Below are 24094 nucleotides of genomic sequence, written 5' to 3' on the forward strand. Positions count from 1 at the left end.
ATTACTGACCGTCCGTTCGTTAACATGCTAGCGTGAGGACATGGATGGGGAAACCGTGTCGCTCGATGTCGACGGAGCTGTCGCGACCATCACCCTGGACGCGCAGGCTCGCCGCAACGCGCTCACCGTGGAGATGAAGCAGGCGCTGCTGGCCGCGGTACGGCAGGTCGCCGCCGACGATTCGGTCCGCGCCGTCGTGCTCACCGGCTCCGGACGCGCGTTCTGCGCAGGTCAAGACCTTGCCGAGCACGCCGCCGCGCTGCGGGCGGACGCCGCCACCGCGCTGGACACGGTCGGCGACCACTACAACCCGCTTGTGCTGGCGCTGACCGGCATGCCCAAGCCGGTGCTCGCGGCCGTGAACGGAACCTGTGTCGGCGCCGGGTTGGGCCTGGCGCTGGCCTGCGACCTGCGGATCGCCGCCGAATCGGCCAAGTTCGCCACGGCCTTCACCGGCATCGGACTGACCTGCGACTCCGGTCTGTCGGCGACCCTCGCCCGGGCCGTCGGCGCGGCCCGGGCCAGCGAACTCGTGCTGCTAGGGCAGCCCTTCACCGCCGCTCAGGCGCTGGAGTGGGGCGTGGTCGGCCGGATCGTGCCGGACGAGTCGTTCCTCGGGGAGGTCAAAGCCCTGGCGGCGAAGCTCGCGGCGGGGCCGACGCTTGCGTACGCCGAAGCGAAGGCCGCCTTGGCGGCGAGCTTCCAGCCGCCGCTGGCCGACGTGCTGGCCGCGGAAGCGGCGGCGCAGACCCGGCTCGGCCTGACCGCCGACCATCAGGGGGCCGTGGAGTCCTTCCTGGCCAAGCAGCCGGTCGTCTTCCACGGCAAGTAGTCAGTTCCAGGGGTAGAAGCCCTGCCCCGACTTGCGGCCCAGTTCGCCCCGCTCCACCTTGTCCCGCAACAGCCTCGGCGGGGCGAACCGGTCGCCCAGCGTCCGCTCCAGGTACTCCGCGATGGCCAGCCGCACGTCCAGGCCGACCAGGTCGGTCGAGCGCAGCGGCCCCATCGGGTGGCCGTAGCCCAGCTCCATGGCCCGGTCGATGGCCTCGGCGTCGGCGACGCCCTCCTCCAGCATCCGGATCGCCTCCAGGCCGAGCATCACGCCCAACCGGCTGGTGGCGAAGCCCGGCGAGTCGCGGACGACCACGTCGGCCTTGCCCAGCAGCCGCACCCACTCCAGTGCCTTGTCCCGGACGGCGTCGGAGGTGTTGGGGCCCAGCACGATCTCCACCAGCTTGGACACCGGCACCGGGTTGAAGAAGTGCATGCCCAGGAACCGGTCCGGATGCACCAGCACGGCGCCCAGCTCGGCGACCGACAGCGAGCTGGTGTTGGTGGCCACCACGGTGGTCGTGGAGACGGCGAGCTCGACCGCCGTGAGCACGCGGACCTTCAGCTCGGGAGCCTCCGGCACGGCCTCCACCACCAGGTCGGCCCGTGACGGCAGCGACGGGATCTCCGTGACGAAGTCGATGCGCGAGAGCACCTGGGTCGGCGTGCCGTCCAGCTTGCCCCGCTCGGCGGCGCGGCGCAGGCCCGTCTCGACCCGCGTCAAGGCGGCCTTGGCGGCGATGGTGTCGCTCTCCACCACCGTCACCTCGGCGCCGACCGCGGCGAACACCTGAGCGATGCCGGCCCCCATCCGGCCGCCCCCGACAACACCGATCTGCACGTCAGACCCTTTCCACGAGCATCGCCACGCCCTGACCGACCCCCACGCACAACGTAGCCACGCCGCGCCGCCCGCGCTCGCGCTCCAGCCGCCCCAACAGGGTGACGACCAGTCGCGCGCCGGAGCAGCCGAGCGGATGCCCCAGCGCGATCGCGCCGCCGTCGGCGTTGACCTTCTCCTCGTCCAGCTTCAGCCGGCGCATCACCGCCAGGCTCTGCACCGCGAACGCCTCGTTCAGCTCGATCGCGTCCACGTCGTCGATGCTCAGCCCGGTGCGGGACAACAGCTTCTCGGTCGCCGGCACCGGGCCGAGGCCCATCACGTGCGGGGCGACGCCGGCCGAGGCGCTGGCGATCACCCTGGCCCTCGGCGTCAGGTTGTGTCGGCGAACGGCGTCTTCGCCGGCCAGCACCAGCGCCGCCGCGCCGTCGGAGAGCGGTGACGAGGAGCCGGCCGTGACGACGCCGTCCTTGCGAAACACCGGCTTCAGGGACGCGAGTTTGTCCACAGTGGTCGTTGGGCGCGGACCCTCGTCCGTGGCGAAGTCACCCACCGGGATGATCTCGTCGGCGAAGTGGCCGGCCTCGATGGCCCTGATCGCCCTCTGGTGGCTGCGGAGGGCGAACGCGTCGCTGTCCTCGCGGCTGATGCCGTCCAGCGCCGCGACCTCCTCCGCGGTCTCCCCCATCGACAGCGTGGTTTGCTTGTCGTACTTGGGATTCGTGAATCGCCAGCCCAGCGACGTGTCGCTCACCTCGCCCGGACGGGCCCACGGCGTACCCGGCTTCGCCATCACCCACGGGGCGCGGGTCATCGACTCCACGCCGCCGGCGACCACGATGTCGGCCTCGCCGGCGCGGATCGCCTGCGCCGCCGAGGCGATCGCCGTCAACCCGCTGGCGCACAGGCGATTCACCGTGTAGCCCGGGACGTGGTCGGGCAGTCCCGCCAGCAGGACCGCCATCCGTGCCACGTTGCGGTTGTCCTCGCCGGCCTGGTTGGCCGCGCCGAGGATCACCTCGTCGATCGCGTCCGGGGCCACGCCGGCGCGGCGGACCGCCTCCGCGACCGTCAGGGCCGCCAGGTCGTCCGGGCGCTCCTTGGCCAGCGCGCCGCCGTAGCGGCCCTGCGCCGTGCGCACTCCGTCGACGAGGAACACTTCCGGCATGGCGGCTCTCCTTCGGGCGTCTGCACGCTATTATTAACCGGCCATTCGGTCAGTTCGCAAGGGTGGGAGGCACCGTGGAGCCAGCGCCACGCCGGGGTCGGCCCGGCTATGACCAGGAGTCGCTGCTCGCCGTCGCGGTGAAGGTGTTCAACGAGCGCGGTTACGAGGCCACCTCGATGGAGGAGCTGTCGCGCAAGCTCGGCATCACCAAGTCCGCCATCTACCACCACGTCAGCAGCAAGGAGGAGTTGCTGCGGCTGGCCATGGACCGGGCGCTGGACGGCCTGTTCGCCGTCGCCGACGAGGCGCACGGCATGGACGGGCGCGCCATCGACCGTCTCGAGCATCTTGTCCGCGGCAGCGTCGGCGTGCTCATCGACCGGCTGCCCTTCGTCACCCTGCTGCTACGGGCCCGCGGCAACACCAAGATCGAACGTGCCGCCGTCGCCCGGCGCAAGGAGTTCGACCGGCTCGTCACCGACCTCGTCAAGCAGGCCGAGGCCGAGGGCGATGTTCGGCCCGATGTTGACCCCGCCGTGACCGCCCGCCTGCTGTTCGGCATGGTCAACTCGCTGATCGAGTGGTACAAGCCCCGCTCCGGCGCCTCGATCGCTGACGCTGTGTGCACGATCGCGTTCGACGGGTTGCGAACCCGGTAGCCCAATCGGACGTTGCGCCCGTTTTCGTCGCCGCCCCATACTGAACCTCGGCAAGTGGTCTATACCACTTTGGCCGCCGCGCCTGATTCCCTGCCGACCCCTGGGGGTTGTTCATGCGCAAGAGGTTCGCCTTACCCCTGTTCGCCGCCTTGGCCGTCGCCCTGCCCGTGCTGTTCGCCGGCACCGCGCAGGCCCACGGCTACACCACCAACCCCGTCAGCCGTTCCTCCCTGTGCGCCCAGCGCATCGTCACCGGCTGCGGCGACATCCAGTACGAGCCCCAGTCCGTCGAGGGTCCCAAGAACTTCCCCCAGGCCGGGCCCGCCGACGGCAAGATCTGCGCCGGTGGCATCTCCCGCTTCAGCCAGCTCGACGACCCTCGCGGCGGCACCTGGCCCGCCACCAAGCTCACCAGCGGGGCCGCCTACACCTTCACCTGGCACTTCACCGCCATCCACGCCACCACGTCTTTCCGCTACTTCGTCACCCGTAACGGCTGGGACCCCACCAAGCCCCTCACCCGGGCCGCCCTCGACCCCGCCCCCTTCCTCGTCTCCAACTGGGGCGGCAAGCGGCCCTCCGGTGACGTCTCCATCCCCGGCACCCTCCCCGCCGGCAAGTCCGGCCGCCACCTCATCCTCGGCGTCTGGGACATCGCCGACACCGGCAACGCGTTCTACTCCTGCGCCGACGTCACCTTCTGACGGCGGCAGTGGCTCCTGCCCGACACCCCTGCCGTCGAGCAGGAGCCACCCCTTACTTGGACAGCGGGCGGCGTCATCCCTTGGCACTGAGGATTTTCATGGCGGCGTTGTGGCCGGGGATGCCGGAGACGCCGCCGCCGCGTTGGGCGCCGGCGCCGCAGAGGAGGATGCGGGGGTGGGCGGTTTCGACGCCCCAGGAGCCGGGGGCATCGTCGCTGTAGGGCCAGGAGAGGTCACGGTGGAAGATGTGGCCGCCGGGGAGGCCGATGGACTGTTCGAGGTCGACGGGGGTTTTGGCTTCGATGCAGGGGCGGCCGGCGGGGTCCAGCCAGAGGCAGTCCTCGATGGGCTCGGCGAGAACGTGGTTGAGGGAAGCCAAGGTGGCGGCGAGGGCCTGGGAGCGGGCGGAAGGGTTGTCGGAGGCGAAGAGGCGCGCGGGCATGTGCAGGCCGAAAAGGGTGAGGGTGTGGGCACCGGGTTCGCGGACGATGGAGGGGTCGGTGAGGGAGTGGCAGTAGATCTCGCAAGGGGGTAGCGAGGGGATCCGGCCGGCGGAGGCTTCGGCGAAAGCGCTGGCGAGCTGGGAAAAGCTCTCGTTGACGTGGAAGGTGCCGCCGAAGGCGTCGCGGGGGTCGACGGAGGTGTCGCGGAGGCGGGGCAGGCGGCGGAGGACCATGTTGACCTTGAGCTGGGCGCCCTCGGCGGGTGAAGGGGTCTCGCCGAGGAGTCGGGAGAGCTCGGCCGGCGAGGCGTTGACCAGGACGTGGTCGCCGTGCACGACATGGGAGGTTTCGTCGGCGACGTAATGGACTTCGCCGTCGGGGGTGATGGAGGTGACGGTGGCGCCGGTGCGGATCTGGGCGCCGGCGGAGCGGGCGGCGTGCTCCAGGGCAGCGGTGACGGAACCCATGCCGCCGACAGGGACATCCCAGTCGCCGGTGCCGTTTCCGATGACATGGTAAAGGAAACACCGGTTCTGGAGCAGTGAAGGGTCGTCGGCGGAGGCGAAGGTGCCGATGAGGGCGTCGGTGAGCACAACGCCGCGGACGGTGTCGTCACGGAAGGTGCGCTCGATGACGTGGCCGACGGGCTCCTCGAACAAGGCGTGCCAAGCCTGGTCGTCGTCGACGACGGAACGCAGGGAAGCCTTGCTGGGCAGGGGTTCCGTGAGAGTGGGAAACACGCGTTGGGCGACGCGGCCCGTCATGGCGTAGAAGCGTTGCCAGGCGGCGAAGTCATCGGGGTCCACGAAGGACTGAGAAGTACGGGAAGGGTCTTCGGTGTCGATGAGCAGGCCGCGATCGCCGACGGGCGTGTAGGAGGACATCCGGCGGCGGAGCAAGGTGATCGGCAGACCGAGGTCGTCGATCACCTTGCGCGGCAACAGGCTCACCAGGTACGAGTAGCGCGACAGCCGGACGTCGACGCCGGGGAAGGCCTGGAAGGACACGGCGGCGCCGCCGACGGAGTCGAGCCGCTCCAGGACCTGCACGGACTTCCCGGCCCGAGCCAGGTACGCCGCGGCCACCAGGCCGTTGTGCCCACCACCGACGATGACGACGTCCACCAGGCGACTCCTATCCGGCCAGCGCGACAACCCTTTCGTGCAGCCTACCCAGATAGCCCTCGGACTCGGGCTTCATCAACACACTGCGCAGCACCCGGGCCCCGGCGACGTCGGCGACGGCGGCGATGCCCCGCATGCCGAACGCGTCGGCGCCGGCCCGCAGCGTGCTGAGGTAGATCGGATCGTCCTTGTCGGTCATGCCCTCCCGCAGCATCCGCCCGGACGCGGCGTCGATCGCGGAGAGCGTCGACTCGGCGGGGAAATAGGTGACGATGTCCAACTCGGGCCGCTGGTAGGGCACGAGTCGATCGGACTGGCCGATCAGCTCGTGCCACCGGACGGCGGCGCGGCGGCCGGCGGCGAGCACGGCGCCGAGACCGTCGGACCGCAGCGGCAGGAGCTTGAGCGTCAGCCACAGCGCCGCGGCGGCGGCGCCGGGGCGGGAGCACTCCAGGCTGATCTCCCCGAGATGCAGCTCGTCGGAGGTGAAGTAGGTGTACGGGGAATCGTGCACGTAGAAGCGTCCGACGGACGGATCGGCGAACAGCACTGCACCGCAACCATAGGGTTGAAGGCCGTGCTTGTGCGGATCGACCACAATGGAGTCACAGTGCCGAATTGCCTGCCATGGCACGGGATCGATGCCTTCGGTGCCGGCAATCAGGCTGAAGAACCCGCCATAGGCAGCATCGACGTGGATCCGGAAGTCGTACCGGGACCGCAGTGCCACAACCTCGTGCACGGGGTCGACGACGCCAAGCCCGGTGGTGCCGGCGGTGACGACGACAGTGCCGATCTTTCCCTTACGGAGCAAGGACTCCAGGGCATCCAGGTCTATCTTGCCAGTGCCGTCGACCGGGACGGCGTGACCGGCCACGCCGATCAGCTTACACATCCGCGAATGCGTGTAGTGACTGTCCGCGCTGTACGCCACACCGAGGCCGGGATGCATTTCCCTTGCCACGTGAAGGGCTTCGAGGTTGGCGATGGTGCCGCTGGAGGTCAGGTGACCGAGGTGCTCGCCGTAGCCGAACATCTCAGCGAGCTGGCGGACGACCTCCCGCTCCATCTTCGCGGTGGCGGGACCACCGTCGAGGGCGTGGTTGTTGGGATTGATCAGCATCGCCGCGGCGTAGCCGGCGATCGCCACCGGGTGCGGCGGCTTGAGCATCTGGCCGGCGTACCGGGGATGGAAGAACGGGTAGTTGTCGCGTAGCCGGGACGCCAGCTCGTCGAGCGCGGCCTCGACCTCGCTTTCCTTGAGTGCCAACGAATCGTGCGGCGTGAACTGGCCGAACTCGGCGGCCCACGACTCGTGGTTGGCCAGCACCCGGTCCAGCCAGGGGCGCAACTGCTCAGATGTGGTAGGCATACTCGCGGAACTCCCAATCGGTCACCCACTGCTCGAACCGGGCGACCTCGGCCCGCTTGAGCACGCTGAACGAGCTCACGAAGTCCTTGCCCAGCACGGCCTGCAGCGCCGAGTCGTCGTCGAGCGCGTCCAGCGCGGCGGTGAGCGACATGGGCAGCACGGCCGTGCGATCGGCGTCGTAGCCGTAACCCTCAAGCGGCGCAGGGGGTTCCAGCCCGTCCTCGATGCCGAGCCGCATCGCGGCCAGCACACCCGCGTGCACCAGATACGGGTTGGCGGAGGCGTCGGGCAGCCGCACCTCGACACGGGTGTTGGCACCACGCTCGGGCGGCACGCGGACCATCGCGCTGCGGTTGTCCAGGCCCCAATCGATCAACCACGGCGCGAGCGTGTCCGGGCCGAAACGCTTGTAGGAGTTGACGGTCGGGTTGGTCAGCGCGGTCAGCGCGGGCGCGTGCCGGAGCACGCCGGCCAGGGCGTGACGCAGCAGCGGGCTCATGCCGTACTCGGCGGACTCGTCGGCGCCGAGGTTCTCCCCCGCCGCGTCGACGAACGACACGTGCACGTGGAAGCCGGACGCGCCGTGCTCGTTGAACGGCTTGGCCATGAACGTCGCGAGCTTGCCCTCGCGCCGGGCCAGATCCTTGACGGCGGCCTTGAACCGGAAGGCCCGGTCGGCGGAGTCCAGCGCGCCGGAGTGGGCGAGGTTGATCTCGAACTGGCCCGGGCAGTACTCGTGGTTGCCGCTGAGCACGCCGAGCCCGAGGTCGCGCAGGTGTCGGACGGTGCGGATCAGGTGCAGGTCGGGGTCGCCGCGGGTGCCGCTGACGTAGATGTTGCCGGGTTCCGGGGAGTACGGCGCGAAACCGGTCCCGGCCGGCACGCACAGGTAGTACTCCAGTTCGGGGCCGACCAGCGGACGCAGCCCGGACTCGGCGAGTCCGGCGACGACCCGGCCGAGCACCGCCCGCGGCGACTCGCCGCCGTCGCGCTGGTCGCCGATGCACGTCGCCACGCCCGGTTCCCACGGCACCATGGCAAGCGTGTCGAGGTCGGGGATGATCTCCATGTCCGGCAGGCCGGCGTTCAGTCCACCGGGGACCGGAACCGTGTCGCCGAGCGGGCTGGTGTGGTAGACGGCGCGGCAGAAGGCGACGCCTCGTTCGACGGCGGCGGGCAGCTGCTCGACCAGCAGCTCCTTGGAGCGCTCGGTGCCCATCAGGTCCGGAAAGGCGACCCGGACGACGTCCACGCCCTTGGCGGTCAGTTCGGCCACGACGCGGTCGGCCTGCGCTGCCATCCTCCACCCTCCGTCGTTTGATTCCGAACCATAGCGCCGTGACAGGTCGGCAACAAGAGCGATATCGTACGTATCCAAACGAACTTGGGGAGGCGGGACGTGAAGGGCTTTCTGCATCCGCGCACACCTACCGGGCGGGCGTCGGTGACCGCCGGGCCGCCGTGGCACTACGCGGGCGACCTGATCACCATCGAGTACCGCACGGATCCGGGCAAGGTCGCCGCGCTGCTGCCCGACCCCCTCACCCCGGCCGCCGACGATCCCGGCGCCGTCGCACTCATCTGGGCCGACTGGCAGGCGTGTTCCGACGGCGGCGAGGAGCTGCTCGACCCGGTCCGCTCGCAGTACAAGGAATGCTTTGTCGTCGTGCGCTGCCAGTTCGCCGGCCGGACCTATTCGCGGTGTGTGTTCATCTGGGTGGACAAGGACTTCTCCATCGCGCGCGGTGTGCACCAGGGCTATCCCAAGAAGTTCGGCTCCATCCACCAGACCCGGCCGCACCCCTTCGGCCCCGCCCCGCGGCTCGAGACCGGCGCCCGGTTCGGCGCCACCCTCGCCGCCGGCGACCGCCGACTCGCCGAGGCCGTCATCGAGTTGACCGAACCCAGTCCCCACAACGGTTTCGTCAATGCGCATCCGATGGCGCACCACCGTTGGCAGCCCAGCATCGAGCCCGGCAAGCCGGACAGCTACGCGGAGTTGGTGGAGTCGAAGTCGGCGTCGTTCGAGGGCGGCCAGGCCTGGGCCGCCCGGGCCGACCTGCGGCTGTTCGAGGCACCGACCGAGGAGTTGGCGGATCTCACCGTGGACGAGCACATCGGGGCCTACTACCGGCAGGTCGGTGTCACCTGGAACGGCGGAACCGTGCTGGCCTGATGTGCCCGAAACCTGCATTCGGTGTGCCCGAGAGCGTGACTCGCGGGGGTGTCGGGGCGGGTTGACGGGCCCAACCGAGCGACGTACGTTTGGATACAAACGATATTACGGAGACATGATGGTCGACCACTGGATCGGGGGCAGGCGAGTCACGTCGCCGGTCCGCTTCGACGACATCTCCCCCATCGACGGCTCGGTGCTCGCGCACGTGTCCCGGGCCTGTCCCTACGAGGTCGACCTCGCCGTCGACGCGGCGGAACGGGCCTTCACGGACTGGCGCCGAACCACCCGCGAGCAACGCGCCGAATACCTGCACAAGATCGCCGACGGCGTCGAGAAGCGGATCGACGAACTGGCCGCGGTCGAGACCTCGGACAACGGAGCGCTGCTGCGCTCGCACGTGCGCGGCGTGATGCCCCGCGTGGTGCACAACTTCCGCTTCTTCGCGGACTGGCTGGTCGACGAGGTCAGCCACCCCGACTTCGACACCCGAGGCCACACCAACCACGTCAGCTGGGACCCGGCCGGCGTGTGCGCGCTGATCACGCCCTGGAACGCGCCGCTGATGCTGGCCAGCTGGAAGATCGCGCCGGCCCTGGCCGCGGGCAACACGGTGGTGCTCAAGCCGGCCGAGTGGTCGCCGCTGACGGCGTCGCTGCTCGCCGACATCACCGCCGAGGCGAACCTGCCGGACGGCGTGTTCAACGTGGTCAACGGCTACGGCGTGGAAACCGGCCAGCACCTGGTGAACAACCCGAAGCTGCGCCGGATCAGCTTCACCGGCTCGGTGCCGACCGGCCGCGCCATCGCCCAGGCCGCCGCGGCCAACCTGGTGCCGGCGTCGCTGGAACTCGGCGGCAAGTCGCCGCTGATCGTGTTCGCCGACGCCGATCTGGACTTGGCAGTTCAGTTGGCCGTCGAGCAGTACGACAACGCCGGGCAGGTGTGCCTGGCCGGGGTGCGGCTGCTGGTCGAGGAGTCGATCGTCGCCGAGTTCCTCGCCGGCTTCCTGACCAGGGCGGACGCCCTCAAGCAGGGGGATCCCCGCGATCCTTCGACGGACGTCGGCCCGCTGGTCCACCGCCGCCAGCTGGAACGCGTGGACACGTTCGTGCGGCGGGCGAAGGCCGAAGGGGCGCGAGTGCTGCTCGGCGGCGGCCCGAACACCGACCTCGGCGGCCTCTACTATCGGCCGACGCTGCTGGCGGATGTCCAGCCGGGCAGCGAAATCCTCACCGAGGAGGTGTTCGGCCCGGTGCTGACGGTCCAGACCTTCCGCCGCGAGGAGGATGCCGTCACGATGGCCAACGGCACCCGCTTCGGGTTGGCGGCGACCCTGGTGACCGGCGACGAGGACCGCGCGAACCGGGTCACCGAGCAGCTGGTCGCCGGCACGGTGTGGGTGAACTGCTTCTTCGTGCGGGACCTGCGGGCGCCGTTCGGCGGCAGCCGCGAGTCCGGCATCGGCCGCGAGGGCGGCAACTGGAGCTTCGATTTCTATTGCGACGTCAAGAACACGGTCACGGCGGGACAGGGGTGGCGGCATGGGTGAGGTTGTCGGCGCGGGTCTGCTCTCCCACGTTCCGACGATCATGTTGCCCGAGCACGAGCGGCGGGAGCTGAACGGCGGCCGGGACTTCACGCTGGTCGCCGGCCTGGAACAGCTGCGCGCGGAGGTGTTCGAACGACTGGACTACGACACGGTGGTGGTGCTGGACTCGCACTGGGCGACCACCGTCGAGTTCGTCGTGACCGCGCACGCGAGAAGGGCCGGCCTGTTCACGTCCGAGGAGCTGCCGCGCGGGATGTGCCGCATTCCGTACGACTTCGAGGGCGACCCGGAGCTGGCGCGGGCCGTCGCCGCGCACGGCGAGAAGCAGGGAACCTGGATCACCCCGATCGACGACCAGTACCTGCCGATCTACTACGCCACCGTGAACCTGTGGCGCTACCTGGGCGTGCCGGGCAAGCGCTGGGTGTCGATCGGCGTCTGCCAGACCGCCGACATGGAGGACAACCTGCGGCTGGGCCGGGCGCTGGCCGCCGGGATCGCCGACAGCGACCGGAAGGTGCTGCTGGTCGCGTCGGGGGCGCTCAGCCACACCTTCTGGCCGCTGCGCGAGCTTCGCCAGCACGAGGCCGCCGGCATCGAGCACATCCGCACGCCGGAGGCGGCGCGGGCGGACCTGCAGCGCATCGACTGGTTCCGCCGCGGCGATCACGCGAAGATCCTCGACACCATGCCGGAGTTCGCGAAGTTCAAGCCCGAGGCGGGTTTCGGGCACTACCTGATGATGGCCGGCGCGCTGGGCGAGCGGGCGTGGCGGGCGCCGGGGCGGCTGTACAGCGAGTACGAGAACGCGGTCGGCACCGGACAGGTGCACATCTGGTTCGACCGCCCGGCCGAGGGATGGACGTGACGGAGTACCGCAGGATCCTGCTCGACGGCGCCGTCGTCGAGGTCACGCGAGACGGCGACGAGCTGTACGCCCCGGACGGGCGATCCGTGAAACTGGACGGTGCAGTTCACCTACCGCCCTGCGAACCGTCGAAGATCATCGCGGTGCACCTGAACCACCGCAGCCGGGTCGAGGAGTTCCAGGCGAGGCTCCCCGCCGCCCCGACGTACTTCCACAAGCCGACGTCGGCGCTGAACGCCCACGGCGGGGCGGTGGTCAGGCCCGAGGGCTGCCGGTGGCTGAACTACGAGGGCGAGGTCGCCATCGTGATCGGCCGGACCTGCCGCAACATCGCGCCGGACGAGGCGGGCGACCACATCCGCGGCTACACCATCGCCAACGACTACGGCCTGCACGACTTCCGCGACACCGACGCCGGCTCCATGCTGCGGGTGAAGGGATCGGACACGTTGTGCCCCTTGGGTCCCGGCCTCGTGACCGACTGGGACTTCCGCGGCCGCACCCTGACCACCCGCGTCAACGGGGAGGTCAAGCAGCGGGGCAGCACCGACGAGATGGAGTGGGACATGCACTACCTCGTCGCCGACATCGCGCGGACCATCACCCTCCACCCCGGCGACGTCCTGCTGTCCGGGACGCCGGCCAATTCCCGCCCCGTGCAGCCGGGGGACGTCGTCGAGGTCGAGGTGGACGGGCTCGGCGTGCTGCGCAACCACATCGTCAGCGGCCCGAAAGGCATCCGCAGCGACGTGGGAGCACAGCCCACGGAGTCGGAGGAGGTCCGCTCCACGGCTCTCGGCGGCGACTGGGAGTTCCGCGGCATCCGCCCGCCTCGCCGCTGACGCTCCGTGACCCCCGATGTTGGGAAAGGACCATTCCTAGCGTTAGGTGAGAGGAATGGTCCCTTCCACTCTCGGATACGGCTACGAAGCGTCGTTGGCGGCGAGGGTGGGCAGCGAGCTGGACTGGACCTGCTGGCGGACCTCGGCCTGCCGGGCCGTCGAGGTCTGCTCGAAGTGGTTGAGCATGTGCCGCAGCACCCGGGTCAGCTCCGCGATCCGCCGCTGCGACAGCCCCTCGAGGCTGTACACCTCCTCGGCGTTGAAGCGCGGGAACAGCTCGGTCATCAGCGCCTTGCCGCGGTCGGTCAGCGACAGCACGCTCAGCCGCCGGTCGTCGGCGGGCGTGGTCCGGGTCAGCAGTCCCCGGTTGGCCAGGGTCCGCGCGACGCCCGTGAGCGTGCCCTTGGAGATGCCGCTCTCCTCGGCCACGTGCCGGGTCTCGATGTCGCCCCAGATCCACACCACCCACAGCACCACGAAACCGGTCCACGAGAGGTCCACGTCCCGCAGCACGGACTGCTCGAAGTGGTTGCGCACCACCAGGGCCGTCCGGTGCAGGTTGGACAGCGCCATCATCGACTCGACGTCGATCGGCAGGCCGTTGAGGCGCTCGCCGACGGCCTTCTCGGTCTCGCGCAGCGTGTAGTAGCCGGTCACGGCCGCCAGCGTAGTCCGAGGACGGTTCGGGACCGGAACTTCGGCGGCTAGACCAGTTCGGCCAACCGGGCCACCACCGCGGCGGGGCTGGGCTGCTCGGCGATCTCGTCCCGCACCTCGGCGGCGGCCTTGCCGAACGCGGGGTCGTCGAGCACCCGGGCCAGCGCCGCCCCGACCTGCTCCGGCTCGGCGACGGTCAGCCCGACCCCGCGATCGGCCATCAGCTTGGCGTTGAGCGGCTGGTCGGCGAACTTGGGCAGCGACACCTGCGGCACCCCGTGGACCAGCGGCGTCATCACCGTCGCCGAGCCGCCGTGATGCACGATCGCGGCGCACGTCGGCATCAGCGCCCCCAGCGGCATCCAGCCGAGCGGCCGGACGTTGGCCGGCAGCTCCCCCAGCTCGGAGAGGTCGATGTCGCCGAGCGCCAACAGGATCTCGATGTCCATTGTGGACAGATCGGCCAGGATGCCGCGCAGCACGCCGACCCCGCCCAGCGCCGGCAGCACGCTGCCGAGGGTGAGACACACGCGGGGACGCTCCGGCGGCAGGGCGACCCAACCCGGCACGACACGGGACTCGTTGTACGGGACGTACCGCATCAGGAACTGGGTGTCGGTGGCGGTGCCGCCCATGCTCGGCGGGCGGACGTCGATGGTCGCCACGGGCTCGACCGGCGCCTCGGGCAGGCCCAGCCGCTGCCGGGTCGGCTCCAGGTAGTCGGCGATGTCCCGCCGGGAGGTCACCACGTGCTCCTCCAGGCCGGCCCAGCCCAGCCGGATGCCCTGCTCGACCAGCGGCACGCCCAGGTCGGCGGCGATCAGCCGGCCGGCGCCCTGCTCGGTCGTGGTGATCACCAGGTCCGGCCGGAACGCCCGGGCCACGGGCAGCATGCCGTCGATCATGTGCTGGCCGAACCAGCCGAAGCCGCCCCGCTCCGGCTCGCGGTCGGCGTCCCCCTTGAGCATGCCGGCGACGGCGGCCAGGAACTCCGCCCACAGGTCGCGCTCGGGCAGCGGGTCCACCACCGGCAGGCCGGCGCCGGCGGCCGCGCGGGCCCCGTCGCCGTTGTTGAGCAGCAGCACCTCGTGGCCGGCGGCCCGCAAGGCCCAGGCCAGCGGCACGGTCGGCAGGAACAGCCCGCTTCCGGGCACGGCGGTGCACAGCACTCGCACGGTCATCTCCCCCTTGATCGTCTTGAGCGGCGCTCAATTGAGCGCTGCTCAAGCTACGGTGGGTAGACTGCCGCCGTCAAGAGGCGAGGAGAGGAAGCGGATGCCGCTGCGACGGGAACAGGTGGTCGAGGCCGCGCTGGAGCTGCTGGACGAGGTGGGGCTGGACGCCTTCACCACACGCGCGCTCACCGACCGGCTCGGCGTGCAGCGCGGCGCCCTGTACTGGCACGTCAAGAGCAAGCAGGAGCTGCTCACCGCCGTCACCGAGCTGCTGGTGCGGCCGGTCTTCGAGGTCGACGGCGAGGACCTCGACTGGCCCGACGCGCTGGTCGAGTTCGCCCACCGGCTGCGCGCCGCCATGCTGGCCCACCGCGACGGCGCTCGGCTCGTCGCCGCGCACGTCACCCTCAGCGCGGCGGGGGTCGAGCTGCTCGAACGGGTCCTCGCCCAGTACGCCCGGCAGGGCATCCCGGCGGTCGTGGCCGCGCGCTGGGGCGACATCATGGCCAGCTACGTCACCGGCTTCGTGCTCCAGGAGCAGTCCGCCCCGGCCGAGATCCCCGTCGACACCAGTGCGGCCGGCCCGGCCATGCGGGAGTTCTTCGCCGACGGCCAGCCCAGCAGCGCCGAGACCTTCGCCGCCTCCGTCCGAACCATCGTCCTGGGCATGCAGGCCGAAGCCGCCACGCTGATCCAGGCTTGAGGGTTGAATGGGCGCCGTGTGGGTCGGGGTGCTCGGCGAGCTGGAGGTGCGCGGACCGGACGGCGAGCGCGTGGAGGTCGGCGGGCCGATGGTCCGCACACTGCTGGTGCGGCTGGCGGTGGACGCGGGCCGGATCGTCACGACGGACCGGCTGATCGCCGACCTGTGGCCGGAGTCGGCGCCGGCGGAGCCGGGGGCGGCGCTGCAGTCGCTGGTGGCGAGGCTGCGCCGGGCGATCGGGCGGGCGACGATCGGCTCGCACCCGACCGGCTACCGGCTGGAGGTTCCGCCGGTCGAGGTCGACCTGCGGCAGTTCGAACGGGCGATCGCCGAGGGCCGGCCGCGGGAGGCGCTGGAGCTGTGGCGGGGTTGCCCGCTGGCCGACGTCGGCGACGCGGAGTTCGCCCGCGCGCCGATCGCGCGGCTGGAGGAGCTCCGGGCCACGGCGGTCGAGGCCCGGATCGACGCGGACATCGCGGCACGGCGGGACGTGATCGCCGAGGTCGAGGAGCTGGCGGCGGCGCAGCCGCTGCGCGAGGGCCTGCACGCGAGGCTGATGCGAGCCTTGACGGCGAAGGGCCGCCAGGCGGACGCGCTGGCGGTGTACGACCGCGTGCGGAAGCTGCTGGCGGAGCAGCTGGGCGTGGATCCGGGGCCGGAGCTCCGGGAGGCGCACCTCCAGGCGCTGCGCACGACGTCGACCCGGTCCAACCTGCCGGCCCGGCTGACCAGCTTCGTCGGCCGTGACCTCGAACTGGAGCAGGTGACGCGGGCGTTGGCGGCCGCGCGGCTGGTGACGCTGACGGGAACCGGCGGGGCGGGCAAGACGCGGCTGGCGATCGAGGCGGCGGAGCGGCTGCTGACGGAGTTCCCCGACGGCGTCTGGCTGATCGATCTCGCGCCGACCACGGACGTCGCGGCGGCGATCCGGGAGGCCCTGAACACGGCGGATCATCCCCGTGACTACCTGGCCACCCGGAATTCCCTACTGGTACTGGACAACTGCGAGCACGTGATCGACGCTGCGGCGGACTTCGCGGCCGGTCTGCTGGCCCGGTGCCCCCGTCTGAAGATCCTGGCGACGAGCCGGGAGCCGCTGAGCATCACCGGCGAGACGCTGTGCCCGCTGCGTCCGTTGGCGGACAACCAAGCCGTCACATTGTTCACCGATCGAGCCCGCGCGGTGAGCCCGGACTTCCGACCCGACGAATCCACAGTGGACATCTGCAGGGCGTTGGACGGCCTGCCGTTGGCGATCGAACTGGCCGCGGCGCGGACGAGGTCGCTCACGCCGGCGCAGCTCGTGGAGCGACTGGGCGACCGGATCGGGTTGCTGGACAAGGGGACCCGGGCCGCGCCGCAGCGGCACCGCACGCTCCGTGCGGTGATCGACTGGAGCTGGGACCTGCTCGACGACGCGGAACGCACACTGCTGAGCCGACTGTCGGTGTTCGCCGGCGGGGCGACGCTGGAAGCGATCGAGCGGGTGACGGACGGAACCCTGGACCAGCTGACGTCCCTGGTGGACAAGTCACTCGTCGTCGCGACCGAGGAGCGGTACCGGCTGCTCGAAACGATCCGGGAGTACGCAGCGTCCAAACTGGACGGTGACGAAACCCGGCAACGTCACACGGAGTACTACACGGAGCTGGTCGAGCGCGCGGAACCGTTGCTACGCGGGCCGGAGCAGGCGACGTGGCTGGCGCGGCTCACCGCGGAGCGGGCGAACCTGGACCTGGCGATGTCGCCCCGCATGTTCACGGCCCGCCTCTGGCTCTGGCTGCTGCTCGCCCAACTGCAGGATCCCTTGCGCTGGGCCGAAACCATCGACACCGACGAGGCGAGGCTGCTCCGCGCTCCCACCGAGGAGATGCTGGACCGGCTGGCCCTGGAGGACGGTCCCGCGACGCTGGCGCTGGTCGTCGTCCGCAGCGGCGACAACACCGCCAGGCTGAGCGGCATCGCGAAGCGGCTCGGCGAGTCCGTCGACCCGTGGCGGCGGGCCGCCGGCGAGCTGCTGCACGGATACGTCGCCTCGGAGATCAGCGACGGCCGTGTCGCCACGGCGGAACACCACTTCACCCGCGCGGCAACAGCTTTCCGTGAACTCGGCGATCAGGTCGGGCTCAGCTACGCGCTGATGTTCCTGTCCATCTCGCTGGCCAGTCGCGGCGAGAACGAGGCCGCGCTGAAGTCCGTCTCGGAGGCCCTGGCGCTCGGCGTGCACATGCCGACGCTGCTGCAGGTGCAGTCGGCGCAGCTGCAGGCCCGCACCGGCGACATCGCAGGCGCGCGGCGGCTGCTGGAGCGGGCCGAGCGGAGCGCACCCGAGGACGATCCCGTGTCGCTGACCCGGATCCGCAACGCCCTCGCCGAGCTCGCCCGCCTCGGCGGGCGCCTCGACGAGGCCCTGGAGTGGCACCAGGCGGCGCTGGCGGTCGACCATCCCGACGCCCCGAACCAGTTCTTGGCGCACGCCCGCACCAACTACGCGCTGACGCTGGCCGCCCTCGGCGACCGGGAGGAAGCCGGCCGCCAGCACGAGATCGCCGTGGAGTTGGCGATGCGAACCAAGGACGCGCCGGCGCGGGCGTTGGTGTTGGAGGCGCAGGCGGATTGGTACGAAAGCGGCGGCGACCAGGAACAGGCCGCCGCCCTCCGGGCACGAGCGGCGGAGCTCAGGGGTTGACCTACCAGCGCCCCAAGTACTGGCGGACGTCGGCCGCGTCCGCCGCGATCATGCCGATGTATCCGTCCGGTCGCACAACGACATAGGCGTCCTCGATGTCGTAGGCGGGGGCATCCGTCACCGCTACCCCGCCGGGGTAATCGGCCGTGCCGAACGTCAGCACAGTGAACTGCGGTCCCTGCAACGCCTCGTGGATACGGCGGGTGCCGGCGAGCCCGTCGGGTGCGCGGTCACCGGCCCGCAGGGAACCGGCCACCGCTCGCGTGTCGACGGAAAGCTTGCTGTCGCGGTAGTGCAGCCCGAGCTGCCGCAGCGCGGGGTCGCTGCGGTCCATGGCATCGTCCCGCCGCTCGACGCCGCGGTTGAACAGTTCGGTGCTGATGCCCAGCACATCGGCGGCGATGGGCAGCCGCTCGTCCTCGTAGCTGTCGAGCAGTTCCTCGGAGCCGTTGGCGAGTTTCCAGCCGAGGTTGTACGCGTCCTGCACGCCGGTGTTGAGCCCCTGCCCGCCGGCGGGCGTGTGCACGTGCGCCGCGTCGCCGGCCAGGAACACGCGGCCGACCCGGTAGCGGTCGACCATGCGAACGTTTGCCCGCCACTGGCTGGACCAGCCCACGTCGGTGAGCGTGAAGCCGCTGACGGATCGGACCAACTCGGAGAGATCGACCTCGTCGTCGCGGGTGGTGGTGAGCTGGAAGGTGTCGGTGCCGGCCAACGGGCACAGCGCCAGCACCGGCCCCTCGGTGGTCGTCCAGATGTGCCAGTGGTCCCGGTCCAACCCGTCGATCTTCACGTCGGCGATCAGCAGCCGGTGCTGCTCCAGCGTCTCGCCGGCGAAGTCGACCCCGGCGGCCTTGCGCACGCCGCTGCGCCCGCCGTCGGCGCCGACGAGATACCGCGCCCGCACCGGCTTCCCGTCGAGCATCGCGGTGACGGCGTCGTCGTCCTGGGTGAAGCCCTGGAACTCGACGCCGGGTTCGACGCGGCCGCCGAGCTCGACCAGCCGGTCGCGCAGGATCTCGGCGGTCCGCCACTGCGGCAGCATCAGCGGATTCGGGTACGGCACGTCGGGCCGCGGGTCCACGGTCGGCGCCAACGTCCGCTCCCACACGACCTGCCCGTCCTGGTACCCGCGCATCGGCGGGTACGGGCCGCCGTGCTCCTGCGCCGCGTCGATCACGCCGAGGTCGGCGAACACCTCGAGGGTGCGCGGCTGGATGCCCTTGCCGCGGGAGCCGGCGAAGTCGCCGGGGTCGCGGTCCACGATGCGGTGCGCGACGCCGCGGCGGGCGAGGTCGACGGCCAGGGTGAGGCCGGTCGGGCCGGCTCCGATGATCAGGATTTCGGTGTCCATGGCGAACACCGTGCCCGGGGCCGCTGTCAGGCCACCGACAACGCGCTGTCAGCGCGCACGCCGTCCGGTGTCGATGAGGAAGTCGTCGAACAGGTTCGGCAGGTACGCCACCAGCAGGCCCAGCGCGGAGAAGGCGCCGCCGACGGGGTTGAGCCGGGACAGCGCCCACGCGAAGGCGCAGCCGCGGTAGGCCGGCACGGGCGTGGCGACATCGGTGAACCAGCTCAGGAACGGCATCCGCAGTTCGCGGATGCGGGGGTTGACCAGCGGGCCGCCCAGCGCCAGCAGCGCGGTCGGCTCGTTGCGCATGGCCCAGCGGTACACCTGGGAGAACTGGTAGAACCGCCACTCGGCGGCGGTCGGCGGGATGCCGAGGGTGCGGGCGAGGGCGACGCCGTGCTCGGTGGCGGCCTGCTCGGCCCGGCTCCAGGCGGCGTCGTGCACGCTGCGCCGGTCCAGCTCGCCGTCACTGAGCCGACGTAAGTACGTAGCCCATTCGGTTGAGCCGGGGTTGCCGAACGTGTCCTCGGACAGCCCCAGCGCGATGGCGGTGCCGCGCTCCAGACCCTCCAGAATGGAGGCGTCCACAATGGACATCCAGCTGCCCGGACGGGCCAGCTCGTTGTCCCGGAAGAATTCGAGCACACCTTCGATGTTCCGCCATCGACGTGGGTCGATGGCGAGCCGGCTCGCGTACTCCGACTGCACGTCGCGCAGAAAGTCCAGGCGGTCGGCCACATTCATGTGGTCGAGCTCGGCGAGGGTGCGACCGAGCGGGCGCGCCGCGACCTTGCGGGCGCGCGGGACCGCGACCGGCGCGACAGGCGCGCAGGTGTCGGCCATCACATCTCGGGCGTACACGAAACGACTCCCCGGTGGCATGAACAAGACAACGCCCGAAAATCGTATCCGCCCCGAATGGGTGCACCTGTCGTCACATTGGGCGAACCACTGCCGCCGACCAGCCGATCTTGGCGAAAGCCCAGGCCAGGAGGATGTGTCTAGTGTGGTCGGTCACGTAACAAGGTGAAAAGTCCTGGCGTGCCGCGAGAAGATCACCACGCACGGTGCGGCTCCGGTCACAGGGGCGCACCGATCCGCTCACGGTTCGGCCAACGGTCTTGACTCCACAGTGGACCACGCGGGCGGACAGGGCTCTGTAGAAGAAGATCACGTCGCCAGCGAAAGGCTTCGGCCACGACGTCCGTACGGGCTAAGCCAATCAGATCATCTCTGGAACCGATAGACCGCGGCGCCACGGGAGTTCTCCGCGCGGCGCGCGTACCGGTGCAGGAACGCGTCGATGGACGCGCGGGTGCGGGTGAGCGCGGCGGCGGACTCGGCCAGCACCGCCGCGCCGTTGGCGGTCAGGTGGTACATCCGCCGGGCCGGCCCCGGCGTCGCGGTGGTCCAGCTGGAGCACACCAGCCCGGCCCGCTCCAGGTTGCGCAGCGCGCGGTAGATTCCGCTGGCGTCGTTGTCCACGCCGCACAACAGCCGCAGCCGCTCGATGAGCTCGTAGCCGTGGTCCGGCCGCTCGTCGAGCAACAGCAGCAGGCACGGCTGGACGAAGTTGCGCGGTTCCCCTTCGCGCATCAGGCGACCTCGCCTGAATTCATGACGGCCTCCACGTCGAATTCTCGCCCGTGACCCCGACCAAGGATAAAACCGAATGGCGGCGGCCGACAGGGACACCGCCGCGTCCAATCGGGTACCGCACGAGCCGCGTTCACCGGGTAAATCAAGGATGCAGCCGCCGAAAGGTAGAGTCTGCGCTGGTCCGACCGGAACAACCGCAACCCATTCGGCCTGATAACCTGCGGCCACCGCGGACGGCACCGGTACGGTTCAACGATGACCGCGATGTCCCCGGCGCGGCTGGCGGAAACGTTCGCCAGCATCGCCGATACCCTCGTCGATGACGTGGACCATGTCGAGTTCGCGCGATTCCTGGCTGCACGTGCACGGGAAACGTTGCTCGTGGCCGCCGCCGGCGCCGTTCTCGTCGATCATCGCGGACAGCCGCACATCGGGCACTCGGCTCCCGATCGCCTGGCGGCTTCGCCATTGTGGCCACTGCTGCGCGGCGACGGCCCGAGCATGGAGTGCCACCGCACCGGAACTGCGATCGTGGTGCCGGACACCGACCAGCGAAACAACCGATGGAACCGTTTTCTCGCGGAGGCCAGAGCGTGCGGCTTCGGCTCGCTGACCGCCGTGCCGTTACGCGTGCGGGAAACCACGATCGGGGCCTTGACAGTACTGCGGACCGAGCGCGGAACCTTGTCGGATCAGGACAGCCGAATCATCGAGGCGATGGCACTCACGGCCGCCGCCGGCGTGCGCGGACTTGGGGAGCTGACCCAGGCGCAAACGCTCGCCGCGCAGCTCCAGACCGCGTTCAGCAGTCGAATAGTGATCGAACAAGCCAAAGGCGTGCTGGCCGAACGGCACGGCAGTTCGGTGGACCGCGCATTCGGCGCCCTTCGCGAGTACGCCAGGCGGCGCAACCTCCGCCTCTCCGACCTCGCGAACGCGGTGGTCGCCGGATCGGAGCAGGTGCCGCCGCTGCCGCCGGCGACGAAGTGATCTTCGTCCTGATGGGTTGCGACGTTAATTCACCAGGTGCATCGTTGACCCTGAATGGCCGAATTCACCGTGCATTGTCGCCGGCACTCGCCCATCGCACCGCTCCGGACCCTGGCGGATCATCACAAGAAGTCGTGAGAAGGACCAGGGAGGTGTGTCGTGTCCGGGTGGGTGTCCGTCTCGGCCCGGCGGTCCGCGTACACCGGCGAGCCGCTGAGCCGGGCCAGCACCGCGGTCGGTGACCTGGCGGGCCACGGACTCGACTTCTGCTCCGCCGGCCAGCGCCGGTTCCGCGCCCTGCTCGCGCTGCTGGTGTGCAATTCCGACGGCAGCGAGAACCAGTTGACGCGCTGGCAGCTCGACTGGTCCGCCGCCGGACGCATCGTCTACTCCCCCGAGCAGCACGCGCTCGTCGTGCTCACGCCGATACCGCACCTGCTGGCCTCGGCCGCGCTGGTCCACCCGGATCCGGTGCGCCGCCAGGGTTTTCCGGGGCTGCGGCCGCTCAACGCGCATCCCGACGGGCTGTGGTTCCGGATGCGGCACGTGCCGACGCGCACGCTGCTGCGCATCGAAGCAGTCGAATCCGAGACCGCCGCGGTGCATCCGCAGGTGCCGATCGCATGGGAGATCGCCAGCCGCAGCTGGGAGATCCTGCCCGAGGAGGACGCGGCGCTGCAATCGGTGCCGCCGATGCACGTGGACGCCGAGCAGCTGCTGGCCGCCGTGCTGGTCCGCCTCGGCGCCGACGAGCCGGACGGGCGCTGGCACGTGGGCGCGACGTTGGCCCGTGCGCACCAGCGGGGCACGGCGTCGCCGCTGCGCTCGCTGTGGGGCCGGGGCCGGCACTGGCAGCTGGTGTGCCGGGATCGTGCCACCGTGACGGGCCTGTCGTGGGCGTTGACGGGCGCGGAGATAGGACTGGCCGGGGCGGTGTTGTTGGAGCGCACGCGGTCCACGGCCCTGATCGGCCACCGGGAGGCCACGCTGCGACTGGTCGGTCCCGGATGACGGACCGTTCGGCCCGGCGGTCGTGTGCACGGCACCGCTTCCGATAAGGTCTATACCAATACCGCCAAGCTGCCGTGGCGGCAGTCGGACCCTGACGCCTAGTCCAGGAGGCACCCGTGTACCTGCTGCGCCACGCCCGGCTCGTGTTGCCGGGGGGAGTCGTCGACGACGGCCGCCTCGCCGTCGACGGCGAATGGATCACCGAGCTGGGCACCGGCGCCAACGGCGGACCGCATGCCGGCACCGAGGTCGTCGACCTCACCGGATACCTGGTGGTGCCCGGATTCGTGGACATGCACGTCCACGGCGGTGGCGGCGGCTCCTTCGGCGAGGACCTGGAGCAGGCGCGCAAGGTCGTGGAGTTCCATCGCGCGCACGGCACGACGACGTCCATCGCCAGCACCGTCACGATGGCGCTGCCCGAGCTCGAACGCGCCGTCGAGGCACTGTCCGGACTGGTGCAGGACGGCCTGCTGGCCGGCATCCACCTCGAAGGGCCGTTCATCAGCAAGGCCCGCTGCGGCGCCCACGATCCCGCGCTGCTGCGGGAACCCGAGGAGCACGTCATCGGCAAGCTGTTGGAACGCGGGCACGGCGCCGTGAAGATGGTGACGCTGGCGACCGAGCTGACCGGCGGGCTGCGGGCGGTGCGGCAGCTCACCGACAACGGCGTGATCGCCGCCTTGGGGCACACCGATTCCAGCTACGAGCAGGCACGCGAGGCCATCGACGCCGGCGTCACCGTGGCCACGCACCTGTTCAACGCCATGCGCGGCCTGCACCACCGCGAGCCGGGGCCGATCGCCGCGATGCTGGAGTCCGAAACAGTTGCGGTGGAATTGGTGAACGACGGGCACCATCTGCACGACGCCGCCGTTGAGCTGGCGTTCCAGGCGGCCGGGCACTCCCGGGTCTCGCTGATCACCGACGCGATGAGCGCCGCCGGCGTCGGCGACGGCAGCTACGAGCTGGGGCAGCTGGCCGTTCGCGTCGTCGACGGGGTGGCGCGACTGGCCGACAACGGTTCCATCGCCGGCTCCACGCTCACCATGGACAACGCTTTCCGGCGGGCCGTGCTCGTCAACCAGATCCCGCTGGAGCAGGCCGCCGTCGCCGCCTCCGGCACCCCCGCCCGGGTGCTCGGCATCGACGACCTCGTCGGCTCGCTGGAGGTCGGCAAGCGGGCGGACCTCGTGGTGCTCGACGACCGCCTCGCCGTCGCCGGCGTGATGTCCCGCGGCCGCTGGGTCACCGAGGTCCCCGCCCCCCTCACCACCGTCGACGCTCAGTAACTACCCCGATGTTCGGAACGGACCGTTCCTCCACTCCGAGTAGA

General features: G+C 70.6%; 22 protein-coding genes. 12 read left to right on the forward strand and 10 right to left on the reverse strand.

Annotated features, from left to right (window positions below; translation table 11 throughout):
• The first annotated feature begins 40 nt into the window (after positions 1–40).
• On the forward strand, positions 41–832 hold the full coding sequence (locus BJ998_RS07690; protein WP_184859782.1) for an enoyl-CoA hydratase/isomerase family protein: 792 nt from the start codon (positions 41–43) through the stop codon (positions 830–832).
• Here the strand turns inward: BJ998_RS07690 and BJ998_RS07695 are convergent, their stop codons facing one another.
• Together BJ998_RS07695 and BJ998_RS07700 are read right to left on the reverse strand one after the other, a co-directional pair.
• Positions 833–1672, reverse strand: coding sequence for a 3-hydroxyacyl-CoA dehydrogenase family protein (locus BJ998_RS07695; protein ID WP_312889979.1), 840 nt, complete (start codon positions 1670–1672; stop codon positions 833–835). It lies immediately after the preceding gene.
• Position 1673: 1 nt separating this feature from the next.
• A complete protein-coding gene (locus tag BJ998_RS07700; protein WP_184859784.1) occupies positions 1674–2840 on the reverse strand; it encodes a thiolase family protein in 1167 nt (388 codons plus the stop codon).
• 74 nt (positions 2841–2914) lie between these two features.
• On the opposite strand from BJ998_RS07700, the gene BJ998_RS07705 reads away from it, so the two are divergent.
• Complete coding sequence (locus BJ998_RS07705) at positions 2915–3499, forward strand: TetR-type transcription factor C-terminal domain-containing protein (protein ID WP_184859786.1); 585 nt, start codon at positions 2915–2917, stop codon at positions 3497–3499.
• Positions 3500–3612: 113 nt separating this feature from the next.
• Complete coding sequence (locus BJ998_RS07710; protein WP_184859788.1) at positions 3613–4203, forward strand: lytic polysaccharide monooxygenase auxiliary activity family 9 protein; 591 nt, start codon at positions 3613–3615, stop codon at positions 4201–4203.
• A gap of 73 nt (positions 4204–4276) precedes the next feature.
• On the opposite strand, the gene BJ998_RS07715 is transcribed toward BJ998_RS07710, so the two are convergent.
• The 3 genes from BJ998_RS07715 to BJ998_RS07725 are packed head-to-tail and all read right to left on the reverse strand — an operon-like array spanning position 4277 to position 8442.
• Positions 4277–5770, reverse strand: a complete 1494-nt coding sequence (locus BJ998_RS07715) for a phytoene desaturase family protein (protein ID WP_312889980.1) — start codon at positions 5768–5770, stop codon at positions 4277–4279.
• 10 nt (positions 5771–5780) lie between these two features.
• Positions 5781–7142, reverse strand: coding sequence for a pyridoxal phosphate-dependent decarboxylase family protein (locus BJ998_RS07720; RefSeq protein ID WP_184859790.1), 1362 nt, complete (start codon positions 7140–7142; stop codon positions 5781–5783).
• The gene (locus BJ998_RS07725) at positions 7126–8442 is read right to left on the reverse strand and encodes a glutamine synthetase family protein (RefSeq protein WP_184859792.1); all 1317 of its coding nucleotides are present in this window, start codon (positions 8440–8442) and stop codon (positions 7126–7128) included. Before BJ998_RS07725 ends, BJ998_RS07720 begins: the two co-directional genes overlap by 17 nt.
• Positions 8443–8541: 99 nt before the next feature.
• Between BJ998_RS07725 and BJ998_RS07730 the strand changes: the two genes are divergently transcribed.
• The 4 genes from BJ998_RS07730 to BJ998_RS07745 all read left to right on the forward strand — a co-directional run bounded on the left by BJ998_RS07730 (position 8542) and on the right by BJ998_RS07745 (position 12580).
• Positions 8542–9318, forward strand: coding sequence for an acetoacetate decarboxylase family protein (locus BJ998_RS07730; RefSeq protein WP_184859794.1), 777 nt, complete (start codon positions 8542–8544; stop codon positions 9316–9318).
• 115 nt (positions 9319–9433) lie between these two features.
• Entirely contained in the window at positions 9434–10870 is a 1437-nt protein-coding gene (locus BJ998_RS07735; protein ID WP_184859796.1) for an aldehyde dehydrogenase, read from the forward strand.
• Positions 10863–11738: a 3,4-dihydroxyphenylacetate 2,3-dioxygenase gene (locus tag BJ998_RS07740; RefSeq protein ID WP_184859798.1), complete on the forward strand. Its 876-nt coding sequence runs from the start codon at positions 10863–10865 to the stop codon at positions 11736–11738. Before BJ998_RS07735 ends, BJ998_RS07740 begins: the two co-directional genes overlap by 8 nt.
• Complete coding sequence (locus tag BJ998_RS07745; protein WP_184859800.1) at positions 11735–12580, forward strand: fumarylacetoacetate hydrolase family protein; 846 nt, start codon at positions 11735–11737, stop codon at positions 12578–12580. Before BJ998_RS07740 ends, BJ998_RS07745 begins: the two co-directional genes overlap by 4 nt.
• A gap of 81 nt (positions 12581–12661) precedes the next feature.
• Here the strand turns inward: BJ998_RS07745 and BJ998_RS07750 are convergent, their stop codons facing one another.
• The gene (locus BJ998_RS07750) at positions 12662–13237 is read right to left on the reverse strand and encodes a MarR family winged helix-turn-helix transcriptional regulator (protein ID WP_184859802.1); all 576 of its coding nucleotides are present in this window, start codon (positions 13235–13237) and stop codon (positions 12662–12664) included.
• Positions 13238–13284: 47 nt separating this feature from the next.
• Positions 13285–14418: a nucleotide disphospho-sugar-binding domain-containing protein gene (locus BJ998_RS07755; RefSeq protein ID WP_184859804.1), complete on the reverse strand. Its 1134-nt coding sequence runs from the start codon at positions 14416–14418 to the stop codon at positions 13285–13287.
• A 94-nt stretch (positions 14419–14512) separates the two neighbouring features.
• On the opposite strand from BJ998_RS07755, the gene BJ998_RS07760 reads away from it, so the two are divergent.
• Positions 14513–15115, forward strand: a complete 603-nt coding sequence (locus BJ998_RS07760; protein ID WP_184859806.1) for a TetR/AcrR family transcriptional regulator C-terminal domain-containing protein — start codon at positions 14513–14515, stop codon at positions 15113–15115.
• Between the two features lie 7 nt (positions 15116–15122).
• Complete coding sequence (locus tag BJ998_RS07765) at positions 15123–17804, forward strand: ATP-binding protein (RefSeq protein ID WP_184859808.1); 2682 nt, start codon at positions 15123–15125, stop codon at positions 17802–17804.
• Position 17805: 1 nt separating this feature from the next.
• On the opposite strand, the gene BJ998_RS07770 is transcribed toward BJ998_RS07765, so the two are convergent.
• The 3 genes from BJ998_RS07770 to BJ998_RS07780 all read right to left on the reverse strand — a co-directional run bounded on the left by BJ998_RS07770 (position 17806) and on the right by BJ998_RS07780 (position 20754).
• Complete coding sequence (locus BJ998_RS07770) at positions 17806–19158, reverse strand: FAD-dependent monooxygenase (protein WP_184859810.1); 1353 nt, start codon at positions 19156–19158, stop codon at positions 17806–17808.
• 48 nt (positions 19159–19206) lie between these two features.
• Positions 19207–20019, reverse strand: coding sequence for a hypothetical protein (locus BJ998_RS07775; protein ID WP_184859812.1), 813 nt, complete (start codon positions 20017–20019; stop codon positions 19207–19209).
• Between the two features lie 366 nt (positions 20020–20385).
• Positions 20386–20754 carry a PadR family transcriptional regulator gene (locus BJ998_RS07780; RefSeq protein WP_184859814.1) on the reverse strand — a complete coding sequence of 123 codons (369 nt, stop codon included), beginning with the start codon at positions 20752–20754 and terminating at the stop codon, positions 20386–20388.
• Between the two features lie 258 nt (positions 20755–21012).
• Here BJ998_RS07780 and BJ998_RS07785 point away from each other — a divergent pair, with 258 nt between their 5' ends.
• The 3 genes from BJ998_RS07785 (at position 21013) to nagA (ending at position 24050) form a co-directional block, all read left to right on the forward strand.
• The gene (locus tag BJ998_RS07785; RefSeq protein ID WP_184859816.1) at positions 21013–21747 is read left to right on the forward strand and encodes a GAF and ANTAR domain-containing protein; all 735 of its coding nucleotides are present in this window, start codon (positions 21013–21015) and stop codon (positions 21745–21747) included.
• 159 nt (positions 21748–21906) lie between these two features.
• A complete protein-coding gene (locus BJ998_RS07790) occupies positions 21907–22758 on the forward strand; it encodes a hypothetical protein (RefSeq protein ID WP_184859818.1) in 852 nt (283 codons plus the stop codon).
• A gap of 116 nt (positions 22759–22874) precedes the next feature.
• Positions 22875–24050 (forward strand): N-acetylglucosamine-6-phosphate deacetylase, encoded by a 1176-nt coding sequence (gene nagA, locus BJ998_RS07795; protein ID WP_184859820.1) that lies wholly within the window; start codon positions 22875–22877, stop codon positions 24048–24050.
• The last annotated feature ends 44 nt before the right edge of the window (positions 24051–24094 follow it).

Origin of the sequence: Kutzneria kofuensis, assembly GCF_014203355.1 — a bacterium.
GTDB lineage: Bacteria > Actinomycetota > Actinomycetes > Mycobacteriales > Pseudonocardiaceae > Kutzneria > Kutzneria kofuensis.

Coding starts and splice junctions, on each gene's coding strand:
- BJ998_RS07780 (WP_184859814.1), bottom strand. CDS start 20,754: ATGCGCGAAGGGGAACCGCGCAACTTCGTCCAGCCGTGCCTGCTGCTG.
- BJ998_RS07720 (WP_184859790.1), bottom strand. CDS start 7,142: ATGCCTACCACATCTGAGCAGTTGCGCCCCTGGCTGGACCGGGTGCTG.
- BJ998_RS07700 (WP_184859784.1), bottom strand. CDS start 2,840: ATGCCGGAAGTGTTCCTCGTCGACGGAGTGCGCACGGCGCAGGGCCGC.
- BJ998_RS07765 (WP_184859808.1), top strand. CDS start 15,123: ATGGGCGCCGTGTGGGTCGGGGTGCTCGGCGAGCTGGAGGTGCGCGGA.
- BJ998_RS07690 (WP_184859782.1), top strand. CDS start 41: ATGGATGGGGAAACCGTGTCGCTCGATGTCGACGGAGCTGTCGCGACC.
- BJ998_RS07725 (WP_184859792.1), bottom strand. CDS start 8,442: ATGGCAGCGCAGGCCGACCGCGTCGTGGCCGAACTGACCGCCAAGGGC.
- BJ998_RS07755 (WP_184859804.1), bottom strand. CDS start 14,418: ATGACCGTGCGAGTGCTGTGCACCGCCGTGCCCGGAAGCGGGCTGTTC.
- BJ998_RS07770 (WP_184859810.1), bottom strand. CDS start 19,158: ATGGACACCGAAATCCTGATCATCGGAGCCGGCCCGACCGGCCTCACC.
- BJ998_RS07760 (WP_184859806.1), top strand. CDS start 14,513: ATGCCGCTGCGACGGGAACAGGTGGTCGAGGCCGCGCTGGAGCTGCTG.
- BJ998_RS07740 (WP_184859798.1), top strand. CDS start 10,863: ATGGGTGAGGTTGTCGGCGCGGGTCTGCTCTCCCACGTTCCGACGATC.
- BJ998_RS07735 (WP_184859796.1), top strand. CDS start 9,434: ATGATGGTCGACCACTGGATCGGGGGCAGGCGAGTCACGTCGCCGGTC.
- BJ998_RS07710 (WP_184859788.1), top strand. CDS start 3,613: ATGCGCAAGAGGTTCGCCTTACCCCTGTTCGCCGCCTTGGCCGTCGCC.
- BJ998_RS07785 (WP_184859816.1), top strand. CDS start 21,013: ATGACCGCGATGTCCCCGGCGCGGCTGGCGGAAACGTTCGCCAGCATC.